The following is a 26,400-nucleotide window of genomic DNA, read 5'->3' as shown; positions in this document are numbered from 1 at the left end:
ACACATCACACTTTTTCAAAGATGTTAAGAATAAATATTCTGTTTTTTCTGAAAAAAATTAAAAAAAAGAGGAGAACTTAAGGTTCTCCCCTTTCAAATTAATAAGATTTTTTAATCAAAGGTGCAAGATTATGCTTGGCCTTTAACTTCTTTCAGACCGTTGAAAGGTGCTTTGTTACCTAAAGCTTCTTCGATACGGATCAGTTGGTTGTATTTAGCAACACGGTCAGAACGGCTCATAGAACCTGTTTTGATTTGGCCTGCTGCTGTACCAACTGCTAAGTCAGCGATAGTTGCATCTTCAGTTTCACCAGAACGGTGAGAGATTACAGCTGTGTAGCCTGCATCTTTCGCCATTTTGATTGCTGCTAAAGTTTCTGTCAGTGAACCGATTTGGTTAAATTTGATCAGAATTGAGTTAGCGATGCCTTTGTCGATACCTTCTTTCAGGATCTTAGTGTTAGTTACAAACAGGTCGTCACCAACCAGTTGGATTTTGTCACCAAGAACTTTAGTTTGGTATGCGAAACCATCCCAGTCAGATTCGTTTAAACCATCTTCGATAGAAACGATTGGGTATTGTTTAGTCAGTTCTTCTAAGTAATGAGTGAACTCTTGTGAAGTGAAGGTTTTGCCTTCGCCTTTCAGTTCGTAGTTACCCGTTTCATTGTTGTAGAACTCAGAAGCTGCACAGTCCATAGCCAGAGTAACGTCTTTACCTAAAACGTAACCTGCTTTCTCAACTGCTTCTTTGATAGCAGCTAATGCAGCAGCGTTAGATTCTAAGTTTGGTGCATAACCACCTTCGTCACCAACTGCAGTGTTCATACCTTTTGCTTTCAGCACTTTTGCTAAGTGATGGAAGATTTCTGAACCCATACGCACAGCTTCTTTCAGAGAAGGCGCGCCAACTGGTTGGATCATGAACTCTTGGATATCAACGTTGTTATCTGCGTGCTCACCACCATTGATGATGTTCATCATTGGCAGAGGCATAGAATATTGACCGTGAGTACCGTTCAGATCAGAAATGTGCTCATACAAAGGCATACCTTTCGCAGCAGCTGCTGCTTTTGCGTTTGCTAAAGAAACCGCTAGGATTGCGTTTGCACCAAAGTTTGATTTGTTTTCAGTACCGTCTAAATCGATCATGATTTTATCGATGTTAGCTTGGTCTTTTGCATCCTGGCCAAGGATCGCTTTAGCGATTGGACCATTAACAGCTGAAACTGCTTTCAGAACACCTTTACCTAAGAAACGTGATTTATCACCATCACGTAATTCTAAAGCTTCGCGAGAACCTGTTGATGCGCCTGATGGAGCAGCCGCCATACCAACAAAACCACCTTCTAAGTGAACTTCTGCTTCAACTGTTGGGTTGCCACGAGAATCAATAATTTCACGACCAAGTACTTTAACGATTTTGGACATTCGGTTTTCCTCTGTACAAGTTAAATTTCCGAGAAGAGATACCCTATCTCTTCTCATATATCCTATTTCAGCAGGCCTTTTTGGTTATCAAAGGCTGCTTTCACAAAGCCTGCAAATAACGGATGGCCGTCACGCGGCGTTGAGGTAAACTCTGGGTGGAACTGACAAGCAACAAACCAAGGATGGTTTGGATTTTCAATAATTTCCACCAGTTTGTTATCTACTGAACGACCTGCAATACGTAAACCCGCATCTTCGATACGTTTTAATAGTAGATTATTTACTTCATAACGGTGACGATGGCGCTCTGTAATGGTGTTTTTGCCATACAGTGTACGAACTAAGCTATCACCACTTAAATGGCAAGGCTGAGCACCAAGGCGCATCGTGCCACCTAAATCACTTTCATCTGAACGCACTTCAATGTTGCCATTTTCATCGCGCCATTCAGTAATTAATGCGATAACTGGATATTTGCAATCTGGTGCAAATTCAGTGGAGTTTGCGCCTTCCATACCAACGACATTACGTGCAAACTCAATCATAGCAACCTGCATACCTAAGCAAATGCCTAAGTAAGGGATTTTATTTTCACGCGCATATTGAGCAGCCATAATCTTGCCCTCAACACCACGTTCACCAAAACCACCTGGTACTAAGATTGCGTCTAACCCTTTAAGCATTTCTACGCCACGAGTTTCAACGTCTTGTGAATCAATTAATTTGATATTTACAGTAACACGGCTTTTGAAACCACCATGTTTTAATGCTTCAATCACTGATTTATAGGCATCTGGTAATTCAACATATTTACCAACCATACCAATGGTGACTTCGCCTTCAGGATTAGCTTCTTCGTAAATAACTTGTTCCCACTCTGCAAGATTTGCAACTGGGCAATCTAAGCTGAATCGTTTACAGATATAATCATCTAATCCCTGTGATTTCAATAGTGCAGGGATTTTATAAATGGAATCGACATCTTTTAATGAAATAACCGCTTTCTCTGGCACATTACAGAACAGTGCAATTTTAGCACGTTCGTTTGCAGGAATAACGCGGTCTGAACGGCAAATCAACGCATCAGGCTGAATACCGATCGACAGTAATTCTTTTACAGAATGCTGAGTTGGCTTGGTTTTCACTTCACCAGAAGCGGCTAAATAAGGCACCAATGTTAAATGCAGGTAGAATGTGTGCTCACGGCCCACTTCTGCAGCCATTTGGCGAATCGCTTCTAAGAATGGTAAAGATTCGATATCACCAACCGTCCCGCCGACTTCAACTAAAACAACATCATGGCCTTCACCGCCACGGATGATACGTTCTTTGATTTCATTAGTGATATGAGGAATAACTTGAATTGTAGCCCCAAGATAGTCACCACGGCGCTCTTTGCGTAATACTTCAGAGTATACGCGACCTGTCGTGAAGTTATTACGACGAGTCATTTTCGTGCGAATGAAGCGCTCATAGTGTCCTAAGTCGAGATCAGTCTCAGCACCATCGTCAGTGACGAAGACTTCCCCGTGCTGAATTGGGCTCATAGTACCTGGATCGACGTTGATATACGGATCCAACTTCATCATGGTGACATTGAGTCCACGGGCTTCGAGTATAGCCGCCAGAGAGGCTGCGGCAATGCCTTTACCCAGAGAGGATACGACCCCGCCGGTCACAAAAATATAATTCGTTTTCATGCTGAACCTGAAAGTTTAGGTGTATTAGGATGATGGATATAACTGGACGGGAACACAGTATACCCGAACCTTATTTTCGCTACAAACATTCTTAGTAGTATAAAGTTCTTTTTCATCACGCCACTTATCCGTTTAAACACGAAAAAACAGTAAAAATTCAATAAACTAAACCCGTGAAAATATTTCTCAAGCATTTTAGCTTAATCCTTTCAGCTAAGATACCACTTTTAGAAAAGAGATGCTTTATTTTTTTCACGACATTAAGTGTAGCAGGTTTATAGCGAGATCTTTTGCTTATGATCATGCTTTTAATTTTTTTGAGGTTAATCACATTTTTAATGCAATAAAATGTAATTACAATATTTAAAATTACTTAAAAACAAAAAAACGAAATTACCTTTTATAATTTCGCTTTTTAAAAATTTTTATAAAAATGGCTGAAAAAACGAGATGTTATAGATCATTTTTATCGCATTTTATGTCACGCTGACGCTAATTTGCGTGTCACAATTCACTCAATCTGTTGTTTCTTTGCTTTCTGCCAACAGATCTCCATCTCTTCCAATGAAGCATTTTCTATGCCTATGCCATCTTCCGAGAGTGTTTTTTCAACAAAGCGAAAGCGTTGTTCAAATTTACGGCATGCTCGATTTAATGCTTGTTCTGGTTTTTGTTTTAAATGCCGAGATAAATTTACAACTGAAAATAGTAAATCACCCAATTCATCTTCAATTTTAGACGCATCTTGAGGCACTTTTTTCACTTCAGCCATCACTTCATCAATTTCCTCAAACACTTTACCTAAAACAGGTTCAAGTTCATTCCAATCAAATCCAACAGAAGCACATCGTTTCTGAATTTTTTCTGCTTTCATCAAAGCGGGTAATGTGGCGGGAATATCATCTAATAATGAAAATTGTGCTTTTGCCTCACGCTCTTGCGCTTTAAGTCTTTCCCAGCGATGTTTTTCTGTTGATAAATTGTTTTCGCTTTCAGAGGCAAAAATATGAGGATGACGACGTTCTAGCTTATTACTAATGGCGTCACAAACATCATTAAAATCAAATAACTTTTGCTCTTGCGCCATGCGTGAATAAAAAACAACTTGATAAAGTAAGTCGCCTAACTCTTCTTTTAAATCAGTAAAATCTTTACGAATAATAGCATCTAACACCTCATACGTTTCTTCTAATGTATAAGGTGCAATAGTGTCAAAAGTCTGCACTTTATCCCATTCGCATCCAGTATTAGGATCACGTAGCTGCGCCATAATTTCTAATAAACGAAAAATTTCACGATTTTCTGACATCATATTGCCTTTTAAATAAGAGTGAGCTTTATCCTGTTTAACACATTTTTAGATAAAAAAATGCCGAGAACAGTTGTCTCGGCATCTTATCATTTTAATGTTTTAGTGAGAAAAGCGTTTCGCCTCTATCACATCAGGCAACTGATTAAGTTTTGCCAAAATACGACCTAATACTTGGAGATTATAAATCTCAATATTCATGTCGATTGTCGCAATTTGTTGCTTCACATCACTACGGCTACTGACGCCTAGTACATTCACTTTTTCATTCGCTAAAATAGTGGTGATATCACGTAATAATCCACTACGATCATTGGCAACAACGCGAACGACTAATGAATAACCGCTAGAATAATTCTCTCCCCATACCGCATCAACAATACGTTCTGGTGCATGAGAAAGCAGTTCAGCAAGTTGCTCACAGTCTGCTCGGTGAATCGAAATACCACGACCTTTAGTAATAAAGCCGACAATATTGTCACCCGGAATAGGTTGGCAACAACGTGCGATATGATGCATTAAGTTACCCACACCTTCGACAACAATGCTTCCACCTGATCCTGTGGCTCTAGGTGCTGGCGTTTTGTTTTCAAGTGTCCGCAGAGCTTCTTTATCTTCATCTTCCGCAGTGGCTTTATTTAATTTACTTTGAATAAAGTTCACTAACTGGTTAATTCTGATATCACCGACACCAATGCCAGCTAATACTTCATCAACACTATGCACGTTATAACGCGCAATCAGCAGTTTTTCTGCTTCTTTCATGTTGATATCCATATGCGCCAATTCGTTATCTAAAATCTGGCGTCCAGCAAGAATATTTTTATCGCGATCTTGCTTACGGAACCAATTGTGAATTTTCGCACGCCCACGACTTGTGGTGACATAGCCTAAGTTAGGATTTAACCAATCACGACTTGGATTAGGGTGTTTTTGCGTGATAACTTCAATTTGATCGCCCATCTGTAATTGATAGCTAAACGGTACAATACGCCCGCCAATTTTCGCCCCAATACAGCGATGTCCCACATCACTATGAATATGATAAGCAAAATCAAGTGGTGTTGATCCCGCAGGTAAATCAACTACATCACCTTTTGGTGTAAAGACGTAAACCCTATCATCAAAAACTTGGCTACGGACTTCATCCAGCATTTCGCCAGAATCAGCCATCTCTTCTTGCCATGCAATCAGTTTACGTAACCACGCGATACGGTTTTCATAGCTGCCTGTACCACCTTTCGTCGCTGCGCCAGTTGCACCTTCTTTATATTTCCAGTGCGCAGCCACACCCAATTCGGCATCTTCATGCATTTGGCGAGTACGAATTTGAATCTCAACTGTTTTGCCTTCAGGCCCTAATACAACGGTATGAATAGATTGATAGCCATTAGGTTTTGGATTTGCGACATAATCATCGAATTCATCAGGTAAATGACGGAAATGAGTATGCACAATCCCTAATGCCGCATAGCAGTCTTGAAGACGTTCAACGACGATACGCACCGCTCTCACATCAAATAACTCATCGAATGCGAGATTCTTTTTCTTCATTTTGCGCCAAATACTATAGATGTGTTTGGGACGTCCATAGATATCTACATCGACATTCTCTTCTTTCATATAACCGCGTACTGTACTGACAAAATTATCAATATACTGTTCGCGATCAATACGGCGCTCATGAAGCAAGCTTGCTATTTTTTTGTATTCATCAGGATGAAGATAACGGAAACAAAAATCTTCTAATTCCCATTTTAATTGACCAATACCCAATCGGTTGGCTAATGGTGCATAAATATTAAAACACTCTTTAGCAGCCAGTACGCGCTCATCTTCTGTGGCATCTTTCACTTCACGTAAATGGGCAATACGTTCTGAAAGTTTAATGACCACACAACGGAAATCTTCCACCATAGATAACAGCATACGGCGCACGTTATCTACCTGAACCGAACTTGTTTCATTAGTGTGTGTCGCTTTTAATTGGCGTATGGCATCCATCTCCATAACACCACGCACTAAGCTCCAAATAGCATCACCAAAGTGTTCAGTAATAATTTCCTGATCAATAAGATTTTCTTCAGCAAGTGGGAAAAGAAGCGCTGCCCTCATGCTGTCTTTATCCATGCTTAGTGTCGAAAGAAGCTCAACCATTTCAACACCACGCCACAATAACAGTTCGGCATCTTCACGCCCTTGAACAGTACGATGGCAGTATTCCCAGGTTTGCATGATTTCACTACCCGCATTGACATGGGTTAAGTTCAAGCTATTGACCCATTTATCAACAGCAAACTCTCCTGCAGGTGTTAAGTGAGCACTTCTTACTGCAACCATATTCTCTCCCTACACGGTATAAATCTTATTTGCGACTTATTTACTGGCTAACTGTTTATTTTCGACTAAACAGCGCCATTGATTCCAGATGACCCGTTTGTGGAAACATATCCAACATTTTTAAACCGGTTAGCTGATATCCAGAATCTAATAATATCTTACTATCTCTGGCTAACGTGGTCGGATTACAGGAGACATACACGATTTTTTCTGCGGATAACTTCACAATATGTGACATTACCTCCAAAGCGCCTGCTCTCGCGGGATCTAACAACACTTTGTTAAACCCTTCTTTCGACCACGACATCGCAGAAAAATCAGCCGATAAATCTGCATGCCAAAAATGCGCATTACCTAGTTGGTTTAGTTCTGCATTCTTTTTCGCCATTTCAACTAGCGCAGGTACACCTTCGATACCCACTACTTCACTGACATGTTTTGCGATAGGTAAAGTGAAGTTACCCATACCACAAAACAGATCTAACACGCGATCTTCTGGCGATAAATCAAGCCATTCAATAGCTTGAGCAACCATCTTAGGATTTATTTCATCGTTTACTTGAATAAAATCAGTAGGTGCAAAACGTAAATTTAGACCTTCTATTTGATAGAAGGGTTCCTTCTCAATTGAAGTTAATCGTGCTATCTCGCTATTATCACCTGCAAGATACATCGTAACTTGATGAGTTTGAGAGAAATCACGCAAACTCTGTTTATCACTCTCTGACAATGGTGATAAATGACGTAAAATCACCAACGGCCCATTATCAGCGAGCACCATTTCAACATGCCCTAAATCACGTACTGATGTTAATTGTTTAAGACATGTCCAAAGAGGAGACAATAAATCATTTAACTGAGGTTTTAATACTGGGCATTTTTTTATCATGACCAAATCATTAGAGCGTTCTTGGCGAAATCCCATTACCAACCCCTTTTCAGGCTGATAACGCAAACCCAATCTTGCTCTACGACGATAACCATATTCAGCCCCAGCAATAACAGGCTCCGCTGAAATTACCACACCCGTTTCACGTTTAATAAGATGTGATAACACACTTGCTTTTGTTGTACGTTGTAGCGCAATCGGCACATGTTGCTGCTGACAACCACCACAACGCCCATAATATTCACAATGAGGCGTTATACGCTGTTCACTGGTAGTTAAACGCTTAATAACCTCGCCTTTAGCAAACTGGCGCTTTTCTTCTGTTAAACGAATACGAGCAGTTTCTTGTGGGAGTAATCCTTTTACAAAAATCGTTTTGCCCTCAGCATGAGCAATACCTTGACCATTTGCATCCAATGCACTGGCGGTCACTTCCAGAGTTGTCGCCTGTTTTTTCACAGAGCGTTTTTTAGGGGAATAAAACTGCACCATAGTATTAAATTAAGTATCAATGACGGATTAACAGTGAAATGACATCGTTTTAGAATACGCTGTATGTTTTTCAGCGTTACATGAATGACTATGCATTTCAGAAGAAAACATGGGAAGAGTATAACATCGAACAAGTTATTTACTTAACTGATATAAGCAATATTTTTGTTAAATTGAGAAAACTTTTAATGATAACAACCTAAGACACTCGTTTTATGGATTTTATATTGTTCTATAACTAACAAATATTATATATAACTTTTATATTGAATATATTTACAATTAATAACATCTATTTTCTGTTATTTTAATAAATCTTTATTATCTCTAAGAAAAGTCTAAAAATTATCACCAATCAATTAGATAGCATTTTTCTTAATGATTACAAATTAATCACAAACCATTAATTTTCTATATTCTTCATAAGCATAATGATCAGTCATTCCACTGATATAATCTTGAATTAATCTGGTACGATAATAAAACTCTAAAATTTTTCCTCTTTCAGTATTTATATCATTTAGCTTTTCTAACATTTCGTTATAAGCCAGTTTATGTTTAACAGAAAGTTTATGATATAACCGCGTCTCAATGACATATTTAGGATGTTCGTTATATTTATGCAATCTTAAAAAATCTTCAGTTGATAATAAAAGCAAGGGCTTATAGATATCGAGTAATCCACTGATCACGCGATATCCTTTCATTTCAAGCTCTTCAACTTCAGGATGGCTAAACACCCATTTTTTAGCGACACTTTTTAAGGTTGTTAATAAACGATGCTCAGCACTATTCCCTTCCAATAATGCATGGTTAAAACTTCCTTCATAAACTTGAGGAAGATTTTTTATAAATCGATGTGCCGTATAAGGGACTAATTTCCCTGTAATATAAACTCGTAAATACATAAAAAACTGATCTTGCATACTACGTTTGGCTTCATTTTGATCAACTTTTTTATAAGCACGATTCACAGTAATATCGAATAAATCGCCTTCGGTCACATCACCATTTTCACGCCACGCATCTCGTAAAAGCTGAACAAGTCGGTTGATATCAAAAATCCCCTTTTCTACTGCATCATCTAAATCTGCAATGCAATACGAAATGTCGTCAGCAGCTTCCATAATATATGTGAGAGGAAAGCGACAGAACTCACCCATATTTAGTTTTTCTTGTACTTCTTTTACGAATGCTAATTCAGACCAGTAATACCCCGGTTTCTTCATTAAATAGCTATATTCTTTAGGGACTTCACCTTGCCAATAAGCGGGACGGGTATATTTTAATACACAGCCAATTTGAGCATAGGTTAAATTCAATTTAAGAAGATGATGCGCCATTCGAATAGCTTGAGCATTACCTTCAAATTGACATAAATCTTGGCGTAAAGTTTGTCGCAATTCATTTAATTGCACTTTAACTGAATACTGCATAGGGATAAACGGGCAACTATCGAATTCGGCTGTCGCCTCTGGTGATAATATTTTTTGAAACCAATGTTTAATCGCAGCTTCGCCAAAATGACCAAAAGGTGGATTACCAATATCGTGCATTAAGCAAGCCATCTCAATTAAACTTTCAAGACTATCGATGCGATCAATTAAGCCATACACTTCAAGCTTATTTTGTTTTTTTAATTCACTGATAATTTGTTTAGCGATATAACGGCCAATTTGCTGAACTTCAAGAGAATGAGTAAGACGGCTGCGTACTGCGGAATTTTGCTCTAAAGGAAAGACTTGTGTTTTTTGTTGTAAACGTCGAATGGCTGCTGAATTAATAATACGGCCACGATCACTTTCAAATTGACGAGAAACCTGTATTTCATCGTTAATATCGATATCACTGCTGTTATATTTGCGTTGATAATTTAACTTCAGCTTAAAATCGATCATTTCTGTCCTCTTTCTGGTTTCGATGAAACGAATTCTCTATTCTTTGTGTTATATCGTGTTTTTCCGATAGATGTTAAACTCTATTTAAATTTCTATTTATTATTAACCTACAAGTGAGTATGACACAATGAGAGTTGGCGTAATAGGTGCAATGGAGCAAGAAGTCACACTTCTGCGTGAGAAAATTGAAGATTGCCAAATCTTATCGCGTGGCGGTTGTGAAATTTATACAGGCACAATCAACGGTGTTGATGTTGCATTATTAAAATCAGGTATTGGTAAAGTTGCGGCTGCGATTGGCACAACTTTATTGCTTGAGCATTTTCGCCCTGATGTCGTTATCAATACTGGCTCTGCGGGTGGTTTAGACTCGAGATTAAATGTCGGTGATATCGTTGTTTCAACAGAAGTTCGCTATCACGATGCAGATGTGACTGCGTTTGGTTATGAACCAGGTCAAATGGCACAATGCCCTCCTGCTTTTATTGCAGATCCTAGACTTATTAGCATCGCAGAAGAGTGTATTGAATCGCTAAAATTAAATGCTGTTCGTGGTTTAATTTGTAGTGGTGATGCATTTATTAATGGTGCAGAGCCTTTAGCGCGTATTCGTCGTACATTCCCAGATGTTGCTGCCGTAGAAATGGAATCCACCGCAATTGGTCATGTTTGCCATCAATTCAACACACCATTTGTTGTGGTTCGTGCTATTTCTGATGTGGCTGATAAAGAATCGCATTTAAGCTTTGATGAGTTTTTATCTGTTGCTGCAGAACAATCGAGCTTAATGGTGACCGCGATGTTGGATAAATTAAAAGACTAATTAAGTCGAGATAATCCTAATATCATTTTATCAATACCCCACCTTTATTTTTTGTTTATTCTAAGATAAAAAATAGGTGGGTATTTCTTATTATCGGAAAAGTAATGCGTTTATTTATCAATCTTGGATTATTACTCTGTTCATTATTTGGGCTAAGCTTTGCCATTGCTATCACACCTGCTGATCGTGTTATTACGTTATCGCCATCAGCCACTGAAATGGCTTACGCCGCAGGTATGGGGGATAATATTGTCGGAGTTAGTGCTTACTCTGATTATCCAGAGGCTGCTAAAAATATTGAACAAGTCGCTAATTGGCAGGGTATTAATATCGAACGCATTCTATTATTAAAACCTGATCTAGTGATTGCATGGCAAGGCGGTAATCCACAACGTCCATTAGATCAGTTAAAAGCTTTGGGTATTCCTATCATTTATTCTGATCCACAAAGTATTGAAGAAATCGCAGACGATCTCGTTACTCTTTCCAGTTATAGCCATCATTCTGATATTGCAATAAAAAATGCCCAACAATTGCGTCAACAATATCAAGTGTTACAACAGCAATATGCATCAACTATATCGAATCACTCCAAGAAAAAAGTATTTATTCAATTTGGGATGCAGCCGTTATTTACTACATCAAACTGTACATTACAAAGCCATATTACTGAACTTTGTGGCGGTGAAAATATCTTCGCTAATAGCCCTGTGGCATGGCCTCAAGTAAGTCGTGAGCAAGTACTTACAAAGCAACCTGATTTAATTATATTCAGTGGTAAAGCAGATCAAATACCTACAGTACGAGCATTTTGGCAACCTCAGCTCACAGTACCCGTTATTGCTATTGATGAAGACAGTTTTAGCCGACCTGCACCGCGTATTATTAATGCAACACAGCAAATTTGTGAAGCAATAGCAACGAACCATTAGCAAAATAATTAATTACTCAATAGCCACTAATATACAACCTTTTAAACAACCGCATTGCACTTTATGCCCTTCTAACGCGACGGGAGTATTGCTTATTTTCATCATGGAATCCCCTTCTATTATCTTGCCTTTTTGCTGACAAGCAGGGCAATAGACGTCATCGCCTAAACAGGCAATTTCATGCGTTTGTTTTGCTAATAAAGAACCGCTTAATACGGTTCCTTTAGTATTGGTGGTATCATTTTTTAAAATGATTCTTCGTCCTTGGATTGTGCTACGCATGTTTATATATCCTTTTATAAATTATTAACAGCAAACTTAGCTAAAAAATCTAAATAGAATGCTTAATTGCTTCCGATAATTTATCTTCTATTTCTTTACAAGGTGGTAGCTCTTTATCAACCAAAACAACTTGTTGTTCTATTTGTCTATCAAGATCTTTGGGAATAGGCGCTTCTCTAAAAATAGAATATTTTTTTCTTGTGTACTTGCCTTCAATCAAAGGAGCTAATCCATAAAATAAATATTTGGTAATATATCCTAACCCCCATGCTTTATCATTGCTGCTTCCGCCGCCTAAAAAACTAAACATCGTTAAGTTGGGATAATATTTATGTTCTATTAATTTTTGATTTTCATCAACGCGATATAAAATAAGTGCTAATGTCGGCTTAATATCTGCAAAATTGACATGAGAATATTTAGCAACATAAACATTCATTTTCATATCCCAAGTATAAAATAATTGTTTTTCTCGGTCACATATTAGATAAGGTCGATTTCTTGCAATAAAACCAAAATAGATCATTGGTAATGAACATAATAGAGGGGCTAAAGATAAGAATAATTCAAGAGCAATACTTTTTTTGTATAGAAAGTCATTGTTATAGTAATTATAATGCCAAAAATCAAAAAAAGAGAGGTGGCCATTTTTTATATAAATATCTTCATAAGACTCTTTTATTTCTCTTTTTTTTGAAATAAAAAACTGCTCGCTTATTAAACTTCTTTTATATTCTAAACTATTTAGAAATCTTTTTTCAGTTTGCTTCCAGGGTTCAATATAAATTGTTTTAACGCCATAGCTGAAAGCCCAAAGTAAACCGATAACAAAAGGGATAGCTAACATAGTCCTTCCATTAGAAAAAGCATGGCGTATTACCAAACGAAAATTGTCTATTTTTTCCACAAAATCAAGCGCACCTGCTTGATATTGAGTCATTTTGGGTGTTTCTGTTTGTAATAGTGATTCACAATGATCACTGAGTTTGTGTTTTTGTTCCATCATGGATATCAATCTATATTAATCATCAATAAAGAACCGCTTAATACGGTTCCTTTAGTATTGGTGGTATCATTTTTTAAAATGATTTTTCGTCCTTGGATTGTGCTACGCATTTTTTACTTTCTTTTTATCGATTTCGGCTAAAATACGACTTATTTGTTGTTCAAAATCAGCAGGGAGTGGGTTTTTATTAAACCAAACAAGCGGTTTTCTTCGACTATAATTAGTCTGGCTAATTGCATCTCGACCTTCTTTCATGAATGTATTGATAAAAGTCACAAAATGCTTATTTTCAGCCGTTCTACTCACTAAAAGACCTGTTGAGTATGAAATATTGGGTTTAAAATAACCTTCTATTAATTTTCCTGTTTTTTTATCAAGACAATAAAGTTTTAAGAACATTAATGTACCTGCATAACCAAATTCAGCATCACAATAACGTGTTACTAATAACTGTCTGGAATTCCAGACATAAAGAATTTGCCGTTTTCTATCTACTTTTAATACCACCCAAGGCATATAAAAGATAATTAGCCCCATTAATATTATTCCAATTAATGGCATAGAAAATAATGCGATATCTTGATAGATGGCATTTTTAGTTCCTTGATAAAAGTTACCAGAATAATACGCTTTTAAGTAATCAAAATAATTAATTTTCTGGTTAAAATAGGGAGAATATTTATCATAAATTCTCTTCCAACTATTAGAGGCCTTATCATATTCTTTATCATAATTTTTCTCATATATTTTTACTCTTTCTTCAAATCTTATTGTCCCATAATGAATTTTTTCATATTTATCATGTAATAAATAAACAAAACTAAAAAAAAGCACAATAAAAATAGGTACAGCTATATTATTGATAATATTTCGATTAGGAGAATCAACTTCACATTCATCTTCTGTTAATTTATTTAGAAATTCAAAGTCTTTTAACTTAACATTTGGATTATAATTATCATTATCTTCCTTAAAAAAATTCATTTCTATTTTATGAGGATGATTTGTACCACTAAATAAATTTGTCATTATCTTCCCATAAAAATAATTAGTTATTCAATAGCCACTAATATACAACCCTTTAAACAACCGCATTGCACTTTATGCCCTTCTAATGCGACGGGAATATTGCTTATTTTCATCATGGTATCTCCCTCAATAATTTTGCCTTTTTGCTGACAAGCAGGGCAATAAACTTCATCGCCTAAACAGGCAATTTCATGTTTTTGTTTTGCGAATAAAGAACCGCTTAATACGCTTCCTTTAGTATTGGTAGTATCATTTTTTAAAATGGTTTTTCGTCCTTGGATTGAGCTACGCATTTTTTCTATTTTTAATTTTAAAAATTATTCTTTAATTAAGGAAAGTAATTTTTTATAGTCTGGCTTTCCATCTCTATTTGATGTTTTTGTACCGTCTGGGTAATAATATATTTTACTAACACCTTCAGTTTTACGCTCTGCTGGATATTCCGAGTAAACGACTATATCGGTATGAATAATGGGTTTCCAAGTGATTTTTTGAGCATTGCGGGATTTATAATAAAGATCAAGCTCTTCGCCATATAACCATAAGTTAACATTATTACTATTTTTAAATGAATTACTTACCCAAGGAAAATAATTTTTGACAATATCGATATCTCCTTTTTTATCAATAGGTTTATGGCCAGTTTGTTGAGGCTGGTTATTATCAAATATAACAATTATTCCAGCTCCCACTATACCAGTAATATTTTTTGAAAAATATTCATGATTCTTTAAATTTAGATTTAAAGTAATGTTACTTAATTGCCAATCACATTTCCCACCTCCTCTATAAGGGATTTCTGCACTATATAATGAGCTATTACCTTCTTTTTCTAACAAAACCATTTCACTATTAAAACCAGAAACAGTATATGTAGGCACTTCATTATTATTATACGTTTTTCGACAAAGGTTTGAACGATACATAACCTTCATTGGTGAAAGCTCAGCGACATCGGGTACGTCGACGGTAATTTTTACTGTTCTACCATTTTAAGGAGGGGAGAATGTCCTGTCTATTTGGGGCATTAATATATTGCACCCAGTTAAAAATAAACTCACAATAGAGATAGACAAAAGAAATAGTTTATTGACGGGGTATTTATTCATTATTCTATCGCCACTAATACACAGCCCTTTAAACAGCCGCATTGCACTTTATGCCCTTCTAATGCGACGGGAATATTGCTTATTTTCATCATGGTATCTCCCTCAATAATTTTGCCTTTTTGCTGACAAGCAGGGCAATAGACTTCATCGCCTAAACAAACAATTTCATGTGTTTGCTTTGCTAATAAAGAACCGCTTAATACGGTTCCTTTAGTATTGGTAGTATCATTTTTTAAAATGATTTTTCGTCCTTGAATTGTGCTACGCATGTTTTCAACATTTTAATTTATAGAATCATGATTGAATTAGAGATAATAACTTTTTATAATTTGGTTTTGACTCATTATTAACTTCTTTTGTACTATCAGAGTAATAAAATGTTCGTTGGATACCTTTTGTTTTACGCTCTGCAGGATATTCAGAATAAACGGTCACATCAGTATGTATAATTGGTCTCCAAGTAATTTCTTTAGCACCACGTGATTTATAATAAAAATATAGTTTTTCTCCATATAGCCACAAAATATTTCCTTTATCATTTTCATATTGTTTATTGACCCAAGGAAAATAATGAGAAGAAATATAAAAATCACCTTCTTTATTAATAGGTTTTTCGCCTATTCTTTGAGGCTGATTATTATCAAATATAATAATAACTCCAGCACCTACTACATCAATGATACTATTAGAAAAATATTCATTGTTTTTTAAATTTAGATTTAAAGTAATGTTACTTAATTGCCAATCACATTTCCCACCTCCTCTATAAGGGATTACTGCACTATATAATGAACTATTACCTTCTTTTTCTAACAAAACCATTTCACTATTAAAACCAGAAACAGTATATGTAGGTACTTCATTATTATTATATGTTTTTCGGCAAAGGTTTGAACGATACATAACCTTCATTGGTGAAAGCTCAGCGACATCGGGTACGTCGACGGTAATTTTTACTGTTCTACCATTTTCAGGAGGGGAGAATGTCCTGTCTATTTGGGGCGTTAATATATTACATCCAGTTAAAAATAGTACTGCAACGCCGAAGATAAAAATAGGATATTTATTGATTAAATATTTCATGTGTTTGTTCCTTAAATTGCATTAGCATATCCATTTCTTTAGGATTTGATTGCATTGGAATAAGAGAATTATTCATACTTTGTTGTAAATCTAAAAAATATAAATTACGTTGCCTATCTATTTCTAAAGTTCGCTTTTTATAAGGATTTGGATTGATAATATCAACCTTTTTATCTAAAGCAATTTTAAATAATTCTCGTGATTGTAAACGTTGTGGTGTTTTAGCACTATCTACTAATTCTAAAAGTTGATCATGCAAGAAAGGTAAATAACCTCTTCCCATATAATGATCTGTTACACTGGTTCCACCATTACTTTCTGGATTTTTTTGTTCAGGGAAAAGATTATTTTTATCATTTTCATTTAAGTTACTCATAATTTCTTGTTGTAGATTCATTGAGTCATTCAGCGCCAATTTATCTATCTCAGGAACAATATAAAGCTTGGTACTATTATTTTTAGAATAACTGAACCGCCATGTATTTGTAGCGGTAGGTACCTTTTCTTCATAATTTTCAATTAAGTTATATGCTTCATAAAAAAGAATAGGATTACCATGATGTAAATAATATTCTCCATATTGAGTGATAGCTTTCTGTCCCAATAAATCAATAATTGATGTAATACCACCTATGATATTGCCCAAATACCCATAGATATTAAATAACCAATTATCTAGACTTGCCTCTGGTGGTACCCTAGGCACAATATCATTATTATTTATATGGCGATAATGAGTAAACTTAGGTAACTGCTCAAGCGCAGAAATCGTAAATAATCTAGGAGCACCATAAGTATAAAGCAACGGTATATTTTTATGTAATTCAGTAGCATGTGCTAAAGCTAATGCTCCACCTAAACTATGACCACAGATAAATAATTTTTTATTTAATTTTCCTGATTCATCATTAATATTTTTAAATTCATTGGTAAAAAATTTTTTCCCTAATTGATAAGCCCCTAAAAAACCTTTATGCATTTTGCCATTTAGATTAAATTCTGGAGCGTGGGTTTTAATATCTTTCGCTCGATAGGTAAAATCATCAACCCAATCAGTTCCCTCCTGAGATCCTCTCCAAGCAACAATAAATTGTTCTTTATTTTGGACATAAAACAGTTGAGTACTACCATCAGCATCAGAACCATGCTGTCTTTCATCTTCAGTATCTAAAAAAACCACTTTGTCATAACGTTCTTCAAAAGGCACATCGATAACAATAGCGGGGTATTGAGCATTAATTTCTTTCTCCCTGACGACAGGATAACGACTTAAATCCAAGCATTGTCGTTCAAAAAAACAACTTATTGAGTTGGCATTACCAATATTATTATCTTTATAGGAAAGTTGGCTTAAAATCCCTAAATTATAAGCATTAATCATAGAATATTGTTCAGTATGATGAAGAATCAAAGACCAAGCCCTAAATGGGCAAATTTCAATTACTGTTGTGGTATTAAACTTAGAAATCGGGATCCCTTGGAACGCTTCATCTTTAGGAAAATGATAAAAAGGATATTCATCCTGATACCCTTTATTATCAATATCAATTTGATCTCTGCATAAAGCACCAATTGTTGTATAGTGGTAAGTATATTTTTTTGCCTTTGCTTCCGCTTTAATAATGGAATTATCTTCTCCTCTAAGTAATCTTAACTTTCGTGTACTCATCTCCTTTATTAAAGCTTGAGTATCTAATTTTAAGACAATAGGGAAACCAGCCAATCCCTCTTCCCTAATGATCCCATTTGCTTTTACTATTCCTTTTCTTGGTTTTTTCATCGGACCAAAAGCCTGATATAATTCATATTCAATATTCAATATGGGGTTATTAAGCTCATCCACAAGATGAATTTCAATCCATTTTTCCCCACAGGCAATACAATCCGTTTTATCCGTCATTTATAGTTCTTCCTTGTTAATTAATTTTATATTTAATAAATGATTTAATAAATTTTTATCAGTCAAATAAGCGATATCTGTATTTTTTAACTTCTCATTAGAAACCCATTTGTAGATAATGTCCCTTATATTATTCTCTCTCGAAAAAAGTGAATAAGCGAGATCACCATTTTCCTCCCAAAAATCAAGAATAAGGTTCTCAACAACTAAATTAGTTGCATATAGTGAATTACGCCAAGCCTCTAGTAAATAGAAAGGAAGTATGTATTTTAATGGGAAATTGTGTTTTTTGCTTTTTAATATATCGTTAGGACATTCAAAAAATAAGCTCTCTTTATTAACTGGAATAAAGATATCATTAATGGGATACATTAATGATAGCCAATCTTCTTTTTTTAGGTTAGGCAACAATATTTCAGCAATGCGAGGATCAAAAATCCTAAAATGTACCGACTCATTATCCACTGTAACCATTTGATAATATTTCCAATGCTTAATTTGTTCTTTCCAATTTAAGTGACTGTGATATGCCCATCCCCAATGCCTATCTTCCAATGGGCATTCATCTAGCTCTTTTGCTAAATGATAAAGGGATATTGATTTAATTTTAACTAACCAAGGACTTATTTCCGTTAAATGATCAAGCCCTGTCCCCCGATATAAAGGAATAGCTTCTTCTACCCAATTATGACTATAAAACCGTTTAATAGAATCGGATGTAGGTGGTGTATTAATAAAAAAATATACATCTCCTTTTGAAAAATCATTCACCCATTGCGTCCATGTTAAGGATGTCATTATTCTTCTTCCTTAGGTGGCTTTATTAATAAGCTACCTGTTTCGTTTGCAGTTAAAGCACAATACTTCTTAATTGCATAAGGGGGTTGCTCGAAAGGTATAACACCATCTGGAAGTTGAATAATTGGAGATTGCCCATTCCCCGGACCACTAGAGCCGATATCTAAATTACCAGAAGTAAAAATTGCACTTGGAGTAAGACGGATAAAGCTACTTCCTACTTTTAGTGTGATTTCTGTTCCTGCTTCAAGAATAATTTTTCCACCACTTTTAAAGCTCGTTTCCATACCACTTTCAACAATTAATTCATCATCAATTTTGCTATGTTTAGCACCTTTAATTTGTAATGAAACATCACCTTCAATTAATGATTTCTGTGTTCCTTTCATAATAAGGTGATCATCACCTAAAATTTCAGTAAAACGTTGATTATCAATGCGATGCTTGAAATCATGTTGAGTATGCCAATGACTATCATGTTGCACATGAATATTTAAATCTCTCTGCGCATGTAAATACACCTCTTCGCGTCCGCCGGCATCCTCAAATCGCAGTTCATTAAACCCTGTGCCTTTATGTGTCTTGGTACGAAATGTGGTTCGGGTTTTTTCTTTGGGTAAATCCAGTGGTGGGGCATTACGGCCGTTATAGGTGCAACCGGTGATAATTGGTCTATCAATATCGCCATTTAAATAAGACACAATCACCTCTTGCCCAATGCGAGGGATCGCCATAAATCCGAAGCTATCACCATTCCAACCCTGTGCCACTCGCAACCAACACGAACCACTATGATCAGGTTTTCCGCGTCTATCCCAATGAAAATAAACTTTTACCGCGCCCTGTTCATTGGTGTAAATCTCCTCACCTTCTGGACCAACGACTGTCGCCAACTCATCACCATCCGCCAGCGGTTTATAATGAAAAGGCGGTCGCCATTCCTGCGTGCCGGGAATAAAAGTGACATTATTTGAAAGTTGAGTTCCCTCACCGCCACCGTTATCCGCAGAGGGTTGTACGCCATGATGTGAAACGCTGATCACTTGCCAACGCGAATTCATTTTCGCGCTTGGGTGATTGGTTAAGGTAAACACTTTGCCCGGTATTAACGCAAAACAGTTAGTGTTTGCTGAGCCTGTTTGACGATAATTTTGAGATTGCTCATAGCGTAATTGATTTAGCGGCTGCGCTTCTGCCTCTTCTTGAAAACGGCCATAGCTTTCAAAAACAGGGTGTTGTTGATGGACGTCACCCGTTGTGTTTTGTGATAACGGGTAAGAAGGACGTATTGGGTTATAATCTTTGTCAATACGCACATCACTGCATAAACGTTCGGTATAGCGCCATGTGGTGGCAGTGGTATCCGTAATATCGGTTTCTGCTTGTGGGTTATAGGTTAGCGTGATCCCCGCGGTCATACCTAAATGATTGTCGCTATAAAACAGTTTTGGCCCTTCTTCAAACCAAAAATTGATCCCTTCTTCAAACGCTAAACGACACCAGAATGCATAAGCGGATTCACGCTTTTGCGTGATATAACGACGAGTTTGGTGCAGTTCGGGTTGATAGAACTGGTTGTCATATTTGATATGCGCTTCATCTAGTAATTGCTGAAGAATTTGAGGTACCGTTTTATGTTGGAAAATACGGCTATCTTGATTAAGCGTCATCACCCACATTTCAGGGCGAATAACAAATTGATACCACGTTTTAACGCCGTCGGTGTTGCCTTGTTCAGCACTCGCCAGTAAGCCTTGAACCGTGCGGATTGTTTTACCGTCACGACTGACAGTTAATGATGAAGCCACACCTAATTGGTTGGCAAAATCAATATCACGTTGCTCACTCACCGCGTGTATCGAAAGCGTGAAAAGCTCTGATAATCCTTCGGTTAAATCAAACTGAGTGACTTGAAAAGTGCTTTTAGGTAAATCGCCAATTTGGCAAGTAAACACTAACCCTGTATGAAGTAATCCCTTTCCTAGCGTTTCGAGTAATTCGCTGTATTTTTTAATGCGAGCTTGTTGTTCAGAGAATGTCATCCCTATTTCAAAAGGGCGAGATGATGCGGGATCATCTAATACCAAACGGGGTTTAGGGGTGTTGTTAGCGTCATTCGTTGACATAAAATCTCCCATTTAAATGTGACAAACACGCAATAAAAAAGACAAAAAATGCAGAGAACAATGGGCCCATGACAGAGCCCATAAATAAAGTGTGAAGAATTAACCTTCGAGTGGCGCACGCCAGTCATCAGAGCCTGATGTTCCTGCAACGGTGTGTTCCCAATCAATTTTGCGATAAGAAAGAGACACTTCGATCAGTTGAGTGAAGTCAGACTTAGTCGGATCTTGGCAGTGTGGCATTTGGCAATCGATATTCACGATGGTGGCATCAGTTAATGTGGTGGTGAAGAAATGCTCTTGCTTCCCTTCAACCGAGGTGCGATACCATTTTAATGTGATTTTTGGCAACATTTCGCCCGAGGCTAATGCGTTATACAGCAGAGGAACCGCTTTGTTTAACGCCACCGTAAAACGGAAAGGTTTATGCGCACGTTGACCTGAAGGCTGACCTGATTGTGGATCAGTGGGCACAGTCACTACATGAGAGAATGCTTGCACCAGCATTTCATCTTCGTGGCCTTGAACATAAATATTTCCTACTGATTCAGCCGTAAATGCACCCGCAGTAATATTGCCTTGGGTTTTTCCTTCAATGGAGATATAGCATGGAGTTGGCATGGCAAGTCCTTAATTAACTATCAGTTATTGTTTCTCAACAAAACTATTATTGTTGATGTCCTTTTCAAAAAATCAGCCAGTGCGCACCGCGATTTGATTAGAGTAGCTTAAGTAATTTTAAGGGGAAGTAAAGGGAGTGACGGAAAAGAAGGACGTTGTATCCTCGTAGGATAAGTGACTTAGCGTAAAATAATTGTTCAGACGTTATTTACTGCTTTCGTTTCTTAAAATAAGTGCATTTACTTATATCATTCTCTTTCGTAAATGTCCGAAATCTCGCTAAAGCCAGTCAGTTCTAATGTACATGGATTTTTAATATGTAACAAAATGTGTATTTTATTTCAAATTGTAACAATGTTGATTTATAAGGAAAAAATAACCCTATTTTCAAAATAATAAGCAAACTACGATTTTTATTCTCAAAGGACAAAAAATCCGCACCTAAAATTTAGCGTATCGCAGAAGATCTATTTAAATAGAGACAGAAATATCACCCACAGAGTGATTTTATGAAATAAGCTCAGAAAGAATAAATAACGAAAAGAAGAGAAGAGAAGAAAAAAGAAGAGAAGAGAAGAGAAGAGAAGAGAAGAAAAAAGAAAAGAGTAACCAATAAACTCTCACAAACAAAAGTCGTGAGCGAGCAAGCAGTGCAACAAGGCAGACAGCGCACAGTAAGCGGAGCATACATTAGTATGTGAGCATTACGAGCACTGCTCTAACGCCGTGGCACTACTGCACAGCCACGACGCCAAAGAAGGATCAGATACTGAAAGAGGAACCGCAACCACACGTACTCTTAGCATTAGGATTCGTCACAATAAAACGCGCCCCCTCCAATCCCTCAGTATAATCCACACAGCCGCCCACTAAATACTGCAAACTCATCGGATCAACCACTAAGGCAACGCCTTGTTTTTCTATGGTCATATCGCCTTCATTCATTGCATCATCAAAGGTAAAACCATACTGGAATCCGCTACAACCGCCGCCCGTGATATAAACACGTAAACGCAGATTTGGATTTTCTTCATCCGCAATCAAATCTTTTACTTTATTTGCAGCCGCGTCAGTAAATTGTAACGGCAGAGCCATATCATCACTCATTGTTCACTCCAGACTGGGTATTCCAGCAAAAAAACAGCCAGCAAAAATTTATATTTCTTGCTGATATAATGTGATGATTATCTAATACCTGCTCATAACCTTCAAGTTTGTTGTGGACAAAATACACTTTTTGCTACCTATCGCTTTTTACGATAAATCACGCACCCACAATAACAGTGATAAATCAAAATGTTGTTGTCGTGTATTTGGCTTCATCTGCGTGGTGCTTTAGAATACGCCTTAATCTTACGCTCACCCATCATTAGGAGTCTGACATGAGCAAGTCTGAAACGCTTTATAATCTCGCACAACAAGTGATCCCCGGCGGTGTCAACTCACCTGTTAGAGCATTTAACGGTGTAGGTGGAACCCCTCTTTTTATTGAACGTGCTAATGGTGCGTATATTTATGATGTTGATGGACGAGCTTACCTTGACTATGTCGGCTCATGGGGACCAATGGTTTTAGGCCACAACCACCCTTCCATTCGCCATGCTGTTACTGACGCGGTACAAAAAGGCCTCAGTTTTGGCGCACCAACTGCGGCTGAAGTCGAAATGGCAAACCTAGTTACTGAACTTGTGCCTTCAATGGACATGGTTCGCATGGTGAACTCAGGTACAGAAGCGACAATGAGCGCTATTCGCCTTGCTCGTGGTTACACTGGTCGCGACAAAATCATTAAATTCGAAGGTTGCTACCACGGTCATGCAGATTGCCTATTAGTAAAAGCAGGCTCTGGCGCATTAACGATGGGACAACCAAATTCACCGGGTGTACCCGCTGATTTTGTAAAACACACTTTAACCTGTACTTACAACGATTTAAATTCCGTACGCCAAGCATTTGAAAACTACCCTGAAGAAGTCGCTTGTATCATTGTTGAGCCTGTTGCGGGCAATATGAACTGCGTACCACCAAAAGCTGACTTTTTACCGGGCTTGCGTGCATTATGTGATGAGTTTGGTGCATTGCTGATTATTGATGAAGTTATGACTGGCTTTCGCGTGGCATTAGGTGGCGCACAAGCTTATTACGATGTTGATCCTGACTTAACATGCTTAGGTAAAATCATTGGTGGCGGTATGCCAGTAGGTGCATTTGGTGGACATATGGAAGTGATGTCTAAACTCGCACCAATTGGTCCTGTTTATCAAGCTGGTACTTTATCTGGCAACCCAATTGCGATGGCGGCAGGCCTCGCGTGTTTACACGAAGTATCACAACCCGGTGTTCATCAAACATTAAATGAACTAACAACAATGTTAGCTGATGGTTTACTTGAAAAAGCACAACAAGCGGGCATCCCAATGGTTATCAATCATGTAGGCGGGATGTTTGGTTTATTCTTTACGGATGCAAAAGAAGTCACTTGCTATCAAGATGTGATGAACTGCGATGTTGAACGCTTTAAACAATTCTTCCATTTAATGCTAGAAAAACGCGTCTACCTTGCACCTTCTGCATTTGAAGCCGGCTTTATGTCTATTGCTCATACTAAAGAAGATATTCAACGCACTATTGATGCAGCGGAATATGCTTTTTCTCAGATGAAGAGCTAAGATCCCATTAATTTTTTGATATAAACTTTCTATTGTGAATGCCATTCAATTTTTTGAATGGCATTTTTGTATGTTTCACCACCCTGCCACCTCCTAATATCATAAGTATCAAATTTGATACTTTTGTATTAAAAATACTCAAATAATACATTTTTCTTTTAAAAATAAAAACAGAAGTATCAAGTTTGATACTAATTAAGTAAAATAGCTCAAAATACAAACTAAATTTCACTCGCTGAATAAAAAGTATCAAATATGAACCTTTATGAAATCCTGAACCTTATTCGTAAGCTACCTGATGAAGAGCAAGCTATTGTATTTTCAGATTTAGAATATCATTTGAAACTAAATAATATTAAATCTAACCAATTGAAATTAGATAACAAAAAAATAAAACTTTCTGATTTAAACACACTCGAATTAAAAAAAATAATTACTGCTGAATTAAAACTGCAATGTGTTACTTATGAAGAGATGGCAATGCAAATCGGAGTTTCTATCGCAACATTTAAAAGAATGATAGCCAATCCATTAATGGCAAAGTCTGTCAATCTTCATACCCTACTTAAAGAATTAGGATTTAAATTATGCCTAGAAAAGTAGAAGTCTGGCTTTATGACATAGCGGTCGGTGTTTTAAGTGAAGAAAAAGAGGGTTTTGTTTTTTGTTATTATGAAAATTATATTGGTTGTGCAATTTCTCTAAGTATGAAAGTTAGAAAAGAGCCTTACTGGAGCAAAGAGTTACACCCTTTTTTCAAAGGATTAGCACCAGAGGGTTGGTTACTCAAACGATATTCTGAAATACAGAAAATAGATGATAAAGATTTATTTGGACTATTAATAAACAATGGCAACGACTTGCTTGGTGCTATAATACTAAAAGAGATAACCAATGAATTCAAAACGTTGTTTAATTAATTTATCTGAATTAAAAAAATCAGAAATAAATACAGGATATTCCTTAGAAGGGATCAAATATCTTTTTGATAACATTGATGTCTCCCTTGAACTACCTTTTACTCGAAGTCAATTTATCCAAGAACTACCTGAACGCCAAAAAGGGATGAGCATTTCAGGTTATCAGCCAAAGCTCTCTCTATGCATAAAAAATAACACTCTACAAGTTGTTAATAATAATGGTACTTATATTCTCAAGCCTTCACCTGAAGCATACCCTTACCTTGCTGAAAATGAACATGCAACTATGATGGTGATGCAACGGCTAAAGTTTAATATTCCTCCTTTTGGTCTTTTTCGTTTTAAACAAGAAAATGATAACCCAAAAGAACTTGTTTTTGTTGTCAGACGTTACGATCGACTGGGATCTGACGCAAATCGATTACATCAAGAACAATTGGATGGAGCGATGGGAATACATGATAAATATGGACTTTCTGAAGGTAAAAAAGCTATTAGTTATGAATCCGCGGCAAAATATTTAATTACTAATATAGATAATAGTCTTAAAAGCAAACGAGATATTTTTCTACGTATAGTTTATGCCTATGTTTTAGGAAACAATGATTATCACTTAAGAAATATGGGTATCATTTTACCTAATGACGCGCCTCCATCAGTAGCTCCTATCTATGATTTTGTCAGCGTTGTTCCTTATCCATCTGCATTTACAGAATACCTTGCTCTCCCATTACTAGCATTAGAAGAACATGATGCAGGTATAGCACCAGGCCTAGACTCAGAGTATGGCGAATATTTGGGCCTTGATTTCATCCTACTCGCAGAAAATATTGGTATTAACCTTAAACTAGCCCAGAAATTAATACATGACGTCATAAAAAGTTATCAACTCATTATTGATACATATAATGAAAGCCATATGCCTGAAGAACAAAAAAAGTTAGTCTTAGATTATGTTGCTAGAAGAATAAATTTACTAAAAATAACCACATTATAGTCAATAAAAACGGCACTTATGTGCCGTTTTTATTTTAGCTAATCTATGT

Annotated in this window: 24 protein-coding genes; 6 read left to right on the top strand and 18 right to left on the bottom strand. The window is 36.7% G+C overall.

Annotated elements, in window-relative coordinates; all coding sequences use genetic code 11:
• Positions 1 to 129: 129 nt before the first annotated feature.
• The 6 genes from eno to dgt form a co-directional block, all read right to left on the bottom strand.
• Entirely contained in the window at positions 130 to 1,431 is a 1,302-nt protein-coding gene (gene eno, locus EHE21_RS04235) for a phosphopyruvate hydratase (RefSeq protein ID WP_072070732.1), read from the bottom strand.
• Positions 1,432 to 1,493: 62 nt separating this feature from the next.
• The gene (pyrG, locus tag EHE21_RS04230; protein ID WP_075673391.1) at positions 1,494 to 3,131 is read right to left on the bottom strand and encodes a glutamine hydrolyzing CTP synthase; all 1,638 of its coding nucleotides are present in this window, start codon (positions 3,129 to 3,131) and stop codon (positions 1,494 to 1,496) included.
• Positions 3,132 to 3,642: 511 nt separating this feature from the next.
• Positions 3,643 to 4,440: a nucleoside triphosphate pyrophosphohydrolase gene (gene mazG / locus EHE21_RS04225; RefSeq protein ID WP_194952580.1), complete on the bottom strand. Its 798-nt coding sequence runs from the start codon at positions 4,438 to 4,440 to the stop codon at positions 3,643 to 3,645.
• Between the two features lie 102 nt (positions 4,441 to 4,542).
• Positions 4,543 to 6,780: a GTP diphosphokinase gene (gene relA / locus EHE21_RS04220; RefSeq protein ID WP_088493589.1), complete on the bottom strand. Its 2,238-nt coding sequence runs from the start codon at positions 6,778 to 6,780 to the stop codon at positions 4,543 to 4,545.
• A 55-nt stretch (positions 6,781 to 6,835) separates the two neighbouring features.
• Positions 6,836 to 8,161 (bottom strand): 23S rRNA (uracil(1939)-C(5))-methyltransferase RlmD, encoded by a 1,326-nt coding sequence (gene rlmD / locus EHE21_RS04215; protein ID WP_194951938.1) that lies wholly within the window; start codon positions 8,159 to 8,161, stop codon positions 6,836 to 6,838.
• Between the two features lie 389 nt (positions 8,162 to 8,550).
• Positions 8,551 to 10,059, bottom strand: a complete 1,509-nt coding sequence (gene dgt, locus EHE21_RS04210) for a dGTPase (RefSeq protein ID WP_194951937.1) — start codon at positions 10,057 to 10,059, stop codon at positions 8,551 to 8,553.
• A 127-nt stretch (positions 10,060 to 10,186) separates the two neighbouring features.
• Between dgt and mtnN the strand changes: the two genes are divergently transcribed.
• Both mtnN and btuF read left to right on the top strand, forming a co-directional pair.
• Positions 10,187 to 10,882, top strand: coding sequence for a 5'-methylthioadenosine/S-adenosylhomocysteine nucleosidase (gene mtnN / locus EHE21_RS04205; protein WP_194951936.1), 696 nt, complete (start codon positions 10,187 to 10,189; stop codon positions 10,880 to 10,882).
• A gap of 104 nt (positions 10,883 to 10,986) precedes the next feature.
• On the top strand, positions 10,987 to 11,814 hold the full coding sequence (gene btuF / locus EHE21_RS04200) for a vitamin B12 ABC transporter substrate-binding protein BtuF (protein WP_194951935.1): 828 nt from the start codon (positions 10,987 to 10,989) through the stop codon (positions 11,812 to 11,814).
• 12 nt (positions 11,815 to 11,826) lie between these two features.
• On the opposite strand, the gene EHE21_RS04195 is transcribed toward btuF, so the two are convergent.
• The 12 genes from EHE21_RS04195 to erpA form a co-directional block, all read right to left on the bottom strand.
• Positions 11,827 to 12,096: a PAAR domain-containing protein gene (locus EHE21_RS04195; RefSeq protein WP_194951934.1), complete on the bottom strand. Its 270-nt coding sequence runs from the start codon at positions 12,094 to 12,096 to the stop codon at positions 11,827 to 11,829.
• A gap of 49 nt (positions 12,097 to 12,145) precedes the next feature.
• Entirely contained in the window at positions 12,146 to 13,102 is a 957-nt protein-coding gene (locus EHE21_RS04190) for a hypothetical protein (protein WP_194951933.1), read from the bottom strand.
• A gap of 102 nt (positions 13,103 to 13,204) precedes the next feature.
• Complete coding sequence (locus EHE21_RS04185; protein ID WP_194951932.1) at positions 13,205 to 14,131, bottom strand: hypothetical protein; 927 nt, start codon at positions 14,129 to 14,131, stop codon at positions 13,205 to 13,207.
• A gap of 23 nt (positions 14,132 to 14,154) precedes the next feature.
• Positions 14,155 to 14,424 carry a PAAR domain-containing protein gene (locus EHE21_RS04180; protein WP_194951931.1) on the bottom strand — a complete coding sequence of 90 codons (270 nt, stop codon included), beginning with the start codon at positions 14,422 to 14,424 and terminating at the stop codon, positions 14,155 to 14,157.
• Between the two features lie 24 nt (positions 14,425 to 14,448).
• Positions 14,449 to 15,057, bottom strand: coding sequence for a hypothetical protein (locus EHE21_RS04175; RefSeq protein WP_228766732.1), 609 nt, complete (start codon positions 15,055 to 15,057; stop codon positions 14,449 to 14,451).
• Between the two features lie 182 nt (positions 15,058 to 15,239).
• The gene (locus EHE21_RS04170) at positions 15,240 to 15,509 is read right to left on the bottom strand and encodes a PAAR domain-containing protein (protein WP_194951930.1); all 270 of its coding nucleotides are present in this window, start codon (positions 15,507 to 15,509) and stop codon (positions 15,240 to 15,242) included.
• Between the two features lie 25 nt (positions 15,510 to 15,534).
• A complete protein-coding gene (locus EHE21_RS04165) occupies positions 15,535 to 16,323 on the bottom strand; it encodes a hypothetical protein (RefSeq protein WP_194951929.1) in 789 nt (262 codons plus the stop codon).
• Positions 16,304 to 18,223 carry a lipase family protein gene (locus tag EHE21_RS04160; protein WP_194951928.1) on the bottom strand — a complete coding sequence of 640 codons (1,920 nt, stop codon included), beginning with the start codon at positions 18,221 to 18,223 and terminating at the stop codon, positions 16,304 to 16,306. The genes EHE21_RS04165 and EHE21_RS04160 overlap by 20 nt, the downstream gene beginning before the upstream one ends.
• Positions 18,224 to 19,021 (bottom strand): DUF4123 domain-containing protein, encoded by a 798-nt coding sequence (locus EHE21_RS04155; protein ID WP_194951927.1) that lies wholly within the window; start codon positions 19,019 to 19,021, stop codon positions 18,224 to 18,226.
• Complete coding sequence (locus EHE21_RS04150) at positions 19,021 to 21,147, bottom strand: type VI secretion system Vgr family protein (protein WP_194951926.1); 2,127 nt, start codon at positions 21,145 to 21,147, stop codon at positions 19,021 to 19,023. Before EHE21_RS04150 ends, EHE21_RS04155 begins: the two co-directional genes overlap by 1 nt.
• A gap of 99 nt (positions 21,148 to 21,246) precedes the next feature.
• On the bottom strand, positions 21,247 to 21,765 hold the full coding sequence (locus tag EHE21_RS04145) for an Hcp family type VI secretion system effector (protein ID WP_036933014.1): 519 nt from the start codon (positions 21,763 to 21,765) through the stop codon (positions 21,247 to 21,249).
• Positions 21,766 to 22,527: 762 nt separating this feature from the next.
• Positions 22,528 to 22,872, bottom strand: a complete 345-nt coding sequence (gene erpA, locus EHE21_RS04140) for an iron-sulfur cluster insertion protein ErpA (protein ID WP_161671049.1) — start codon at positions 22,870 to 22,872, stop codon at positions 22,528 to 22,530.
• A gap of 275 nt (positions 22,873 to 23,147) precedes the next feature.
• On the opposite strand from erpA, the gene hemL reads away from it, so the two are divergent.
• The 4 genes from hemL (at position 23,148) to EHE21_RS04120 (ending at position 26,351) form a co-directional block, all read left to right on the top strand.
• Positions 23,148 to 24,434 carry a glutamate-1-semialdehyde 2,1-aminomutase gene (hemL, locus tag EHE21_RS04135; protein ID WP_194951925.1) on the top strand — a complete coding sequence of 429 codons (1,287 nt, stop codon included), beginning with the start codon at positions 23,148 to 23,150 and terminating at the stop codon, positions 24,432 to 24,434.
• A 255-nt stretch (positions 24,435 to 24,689) separates the two neighbouring features.
• A complete protein-coding gene (locus EHE21_RS04130) occupies positions 24,690 to 25,037 on the top strand; it encodes an XRE family transcriptional regulator (protein ID WP_194951924.1) in 348 nt (115 codons plus the stop codon).
• Complete coding sequence (locus tag EHE21_RS04125) at positions 25,022 to 25,354, top strand: HipA N-terminal domain-containing protein (RefSeq protein WP_194951923.1); 333 nt, start codon at positions 25,022 to 25,024, stop codon at positions 25,352 to 25,354. Before EHE21_RS04130 ends, EHE21_RS04125 begins: the two co-directional genes overlap by 16 nt.
• The gene (locus EHE21_RS04120; protein ID WP_194951922.1) at positions 25,329 to 26,351 is read left to right on the top strand and encodes a type II toxin-antitoxin system HipA family toxin; all 1,023 of its coding nucleotides are present in this window, start codon (positions 25,329 to 25,331) and stop codon (positions 26,349 to 26,351) included. Before EHE21_RS04125 ends, EHE21_RS04120 begins: the two co-directional genes overlap by 26 nt.
• Positions 26,352 to 26,400: the final 49 nt, after the last annotated feature.

This window comes from Proteus sp. GOKU, from assembly GCF_015475555.1.
Lineage (GTDB): Bacteria > Pseudomonadota > Gammaproteobacteria > Enterobacterales > Enterobacteriaceae > Proteus > Proteus mirabilis_B.
The sequence above is the reverse complement of the archived record's forward strand: the minus strand, read 5'-3'. Positions and strand labels throughout refer to the sequence as shown.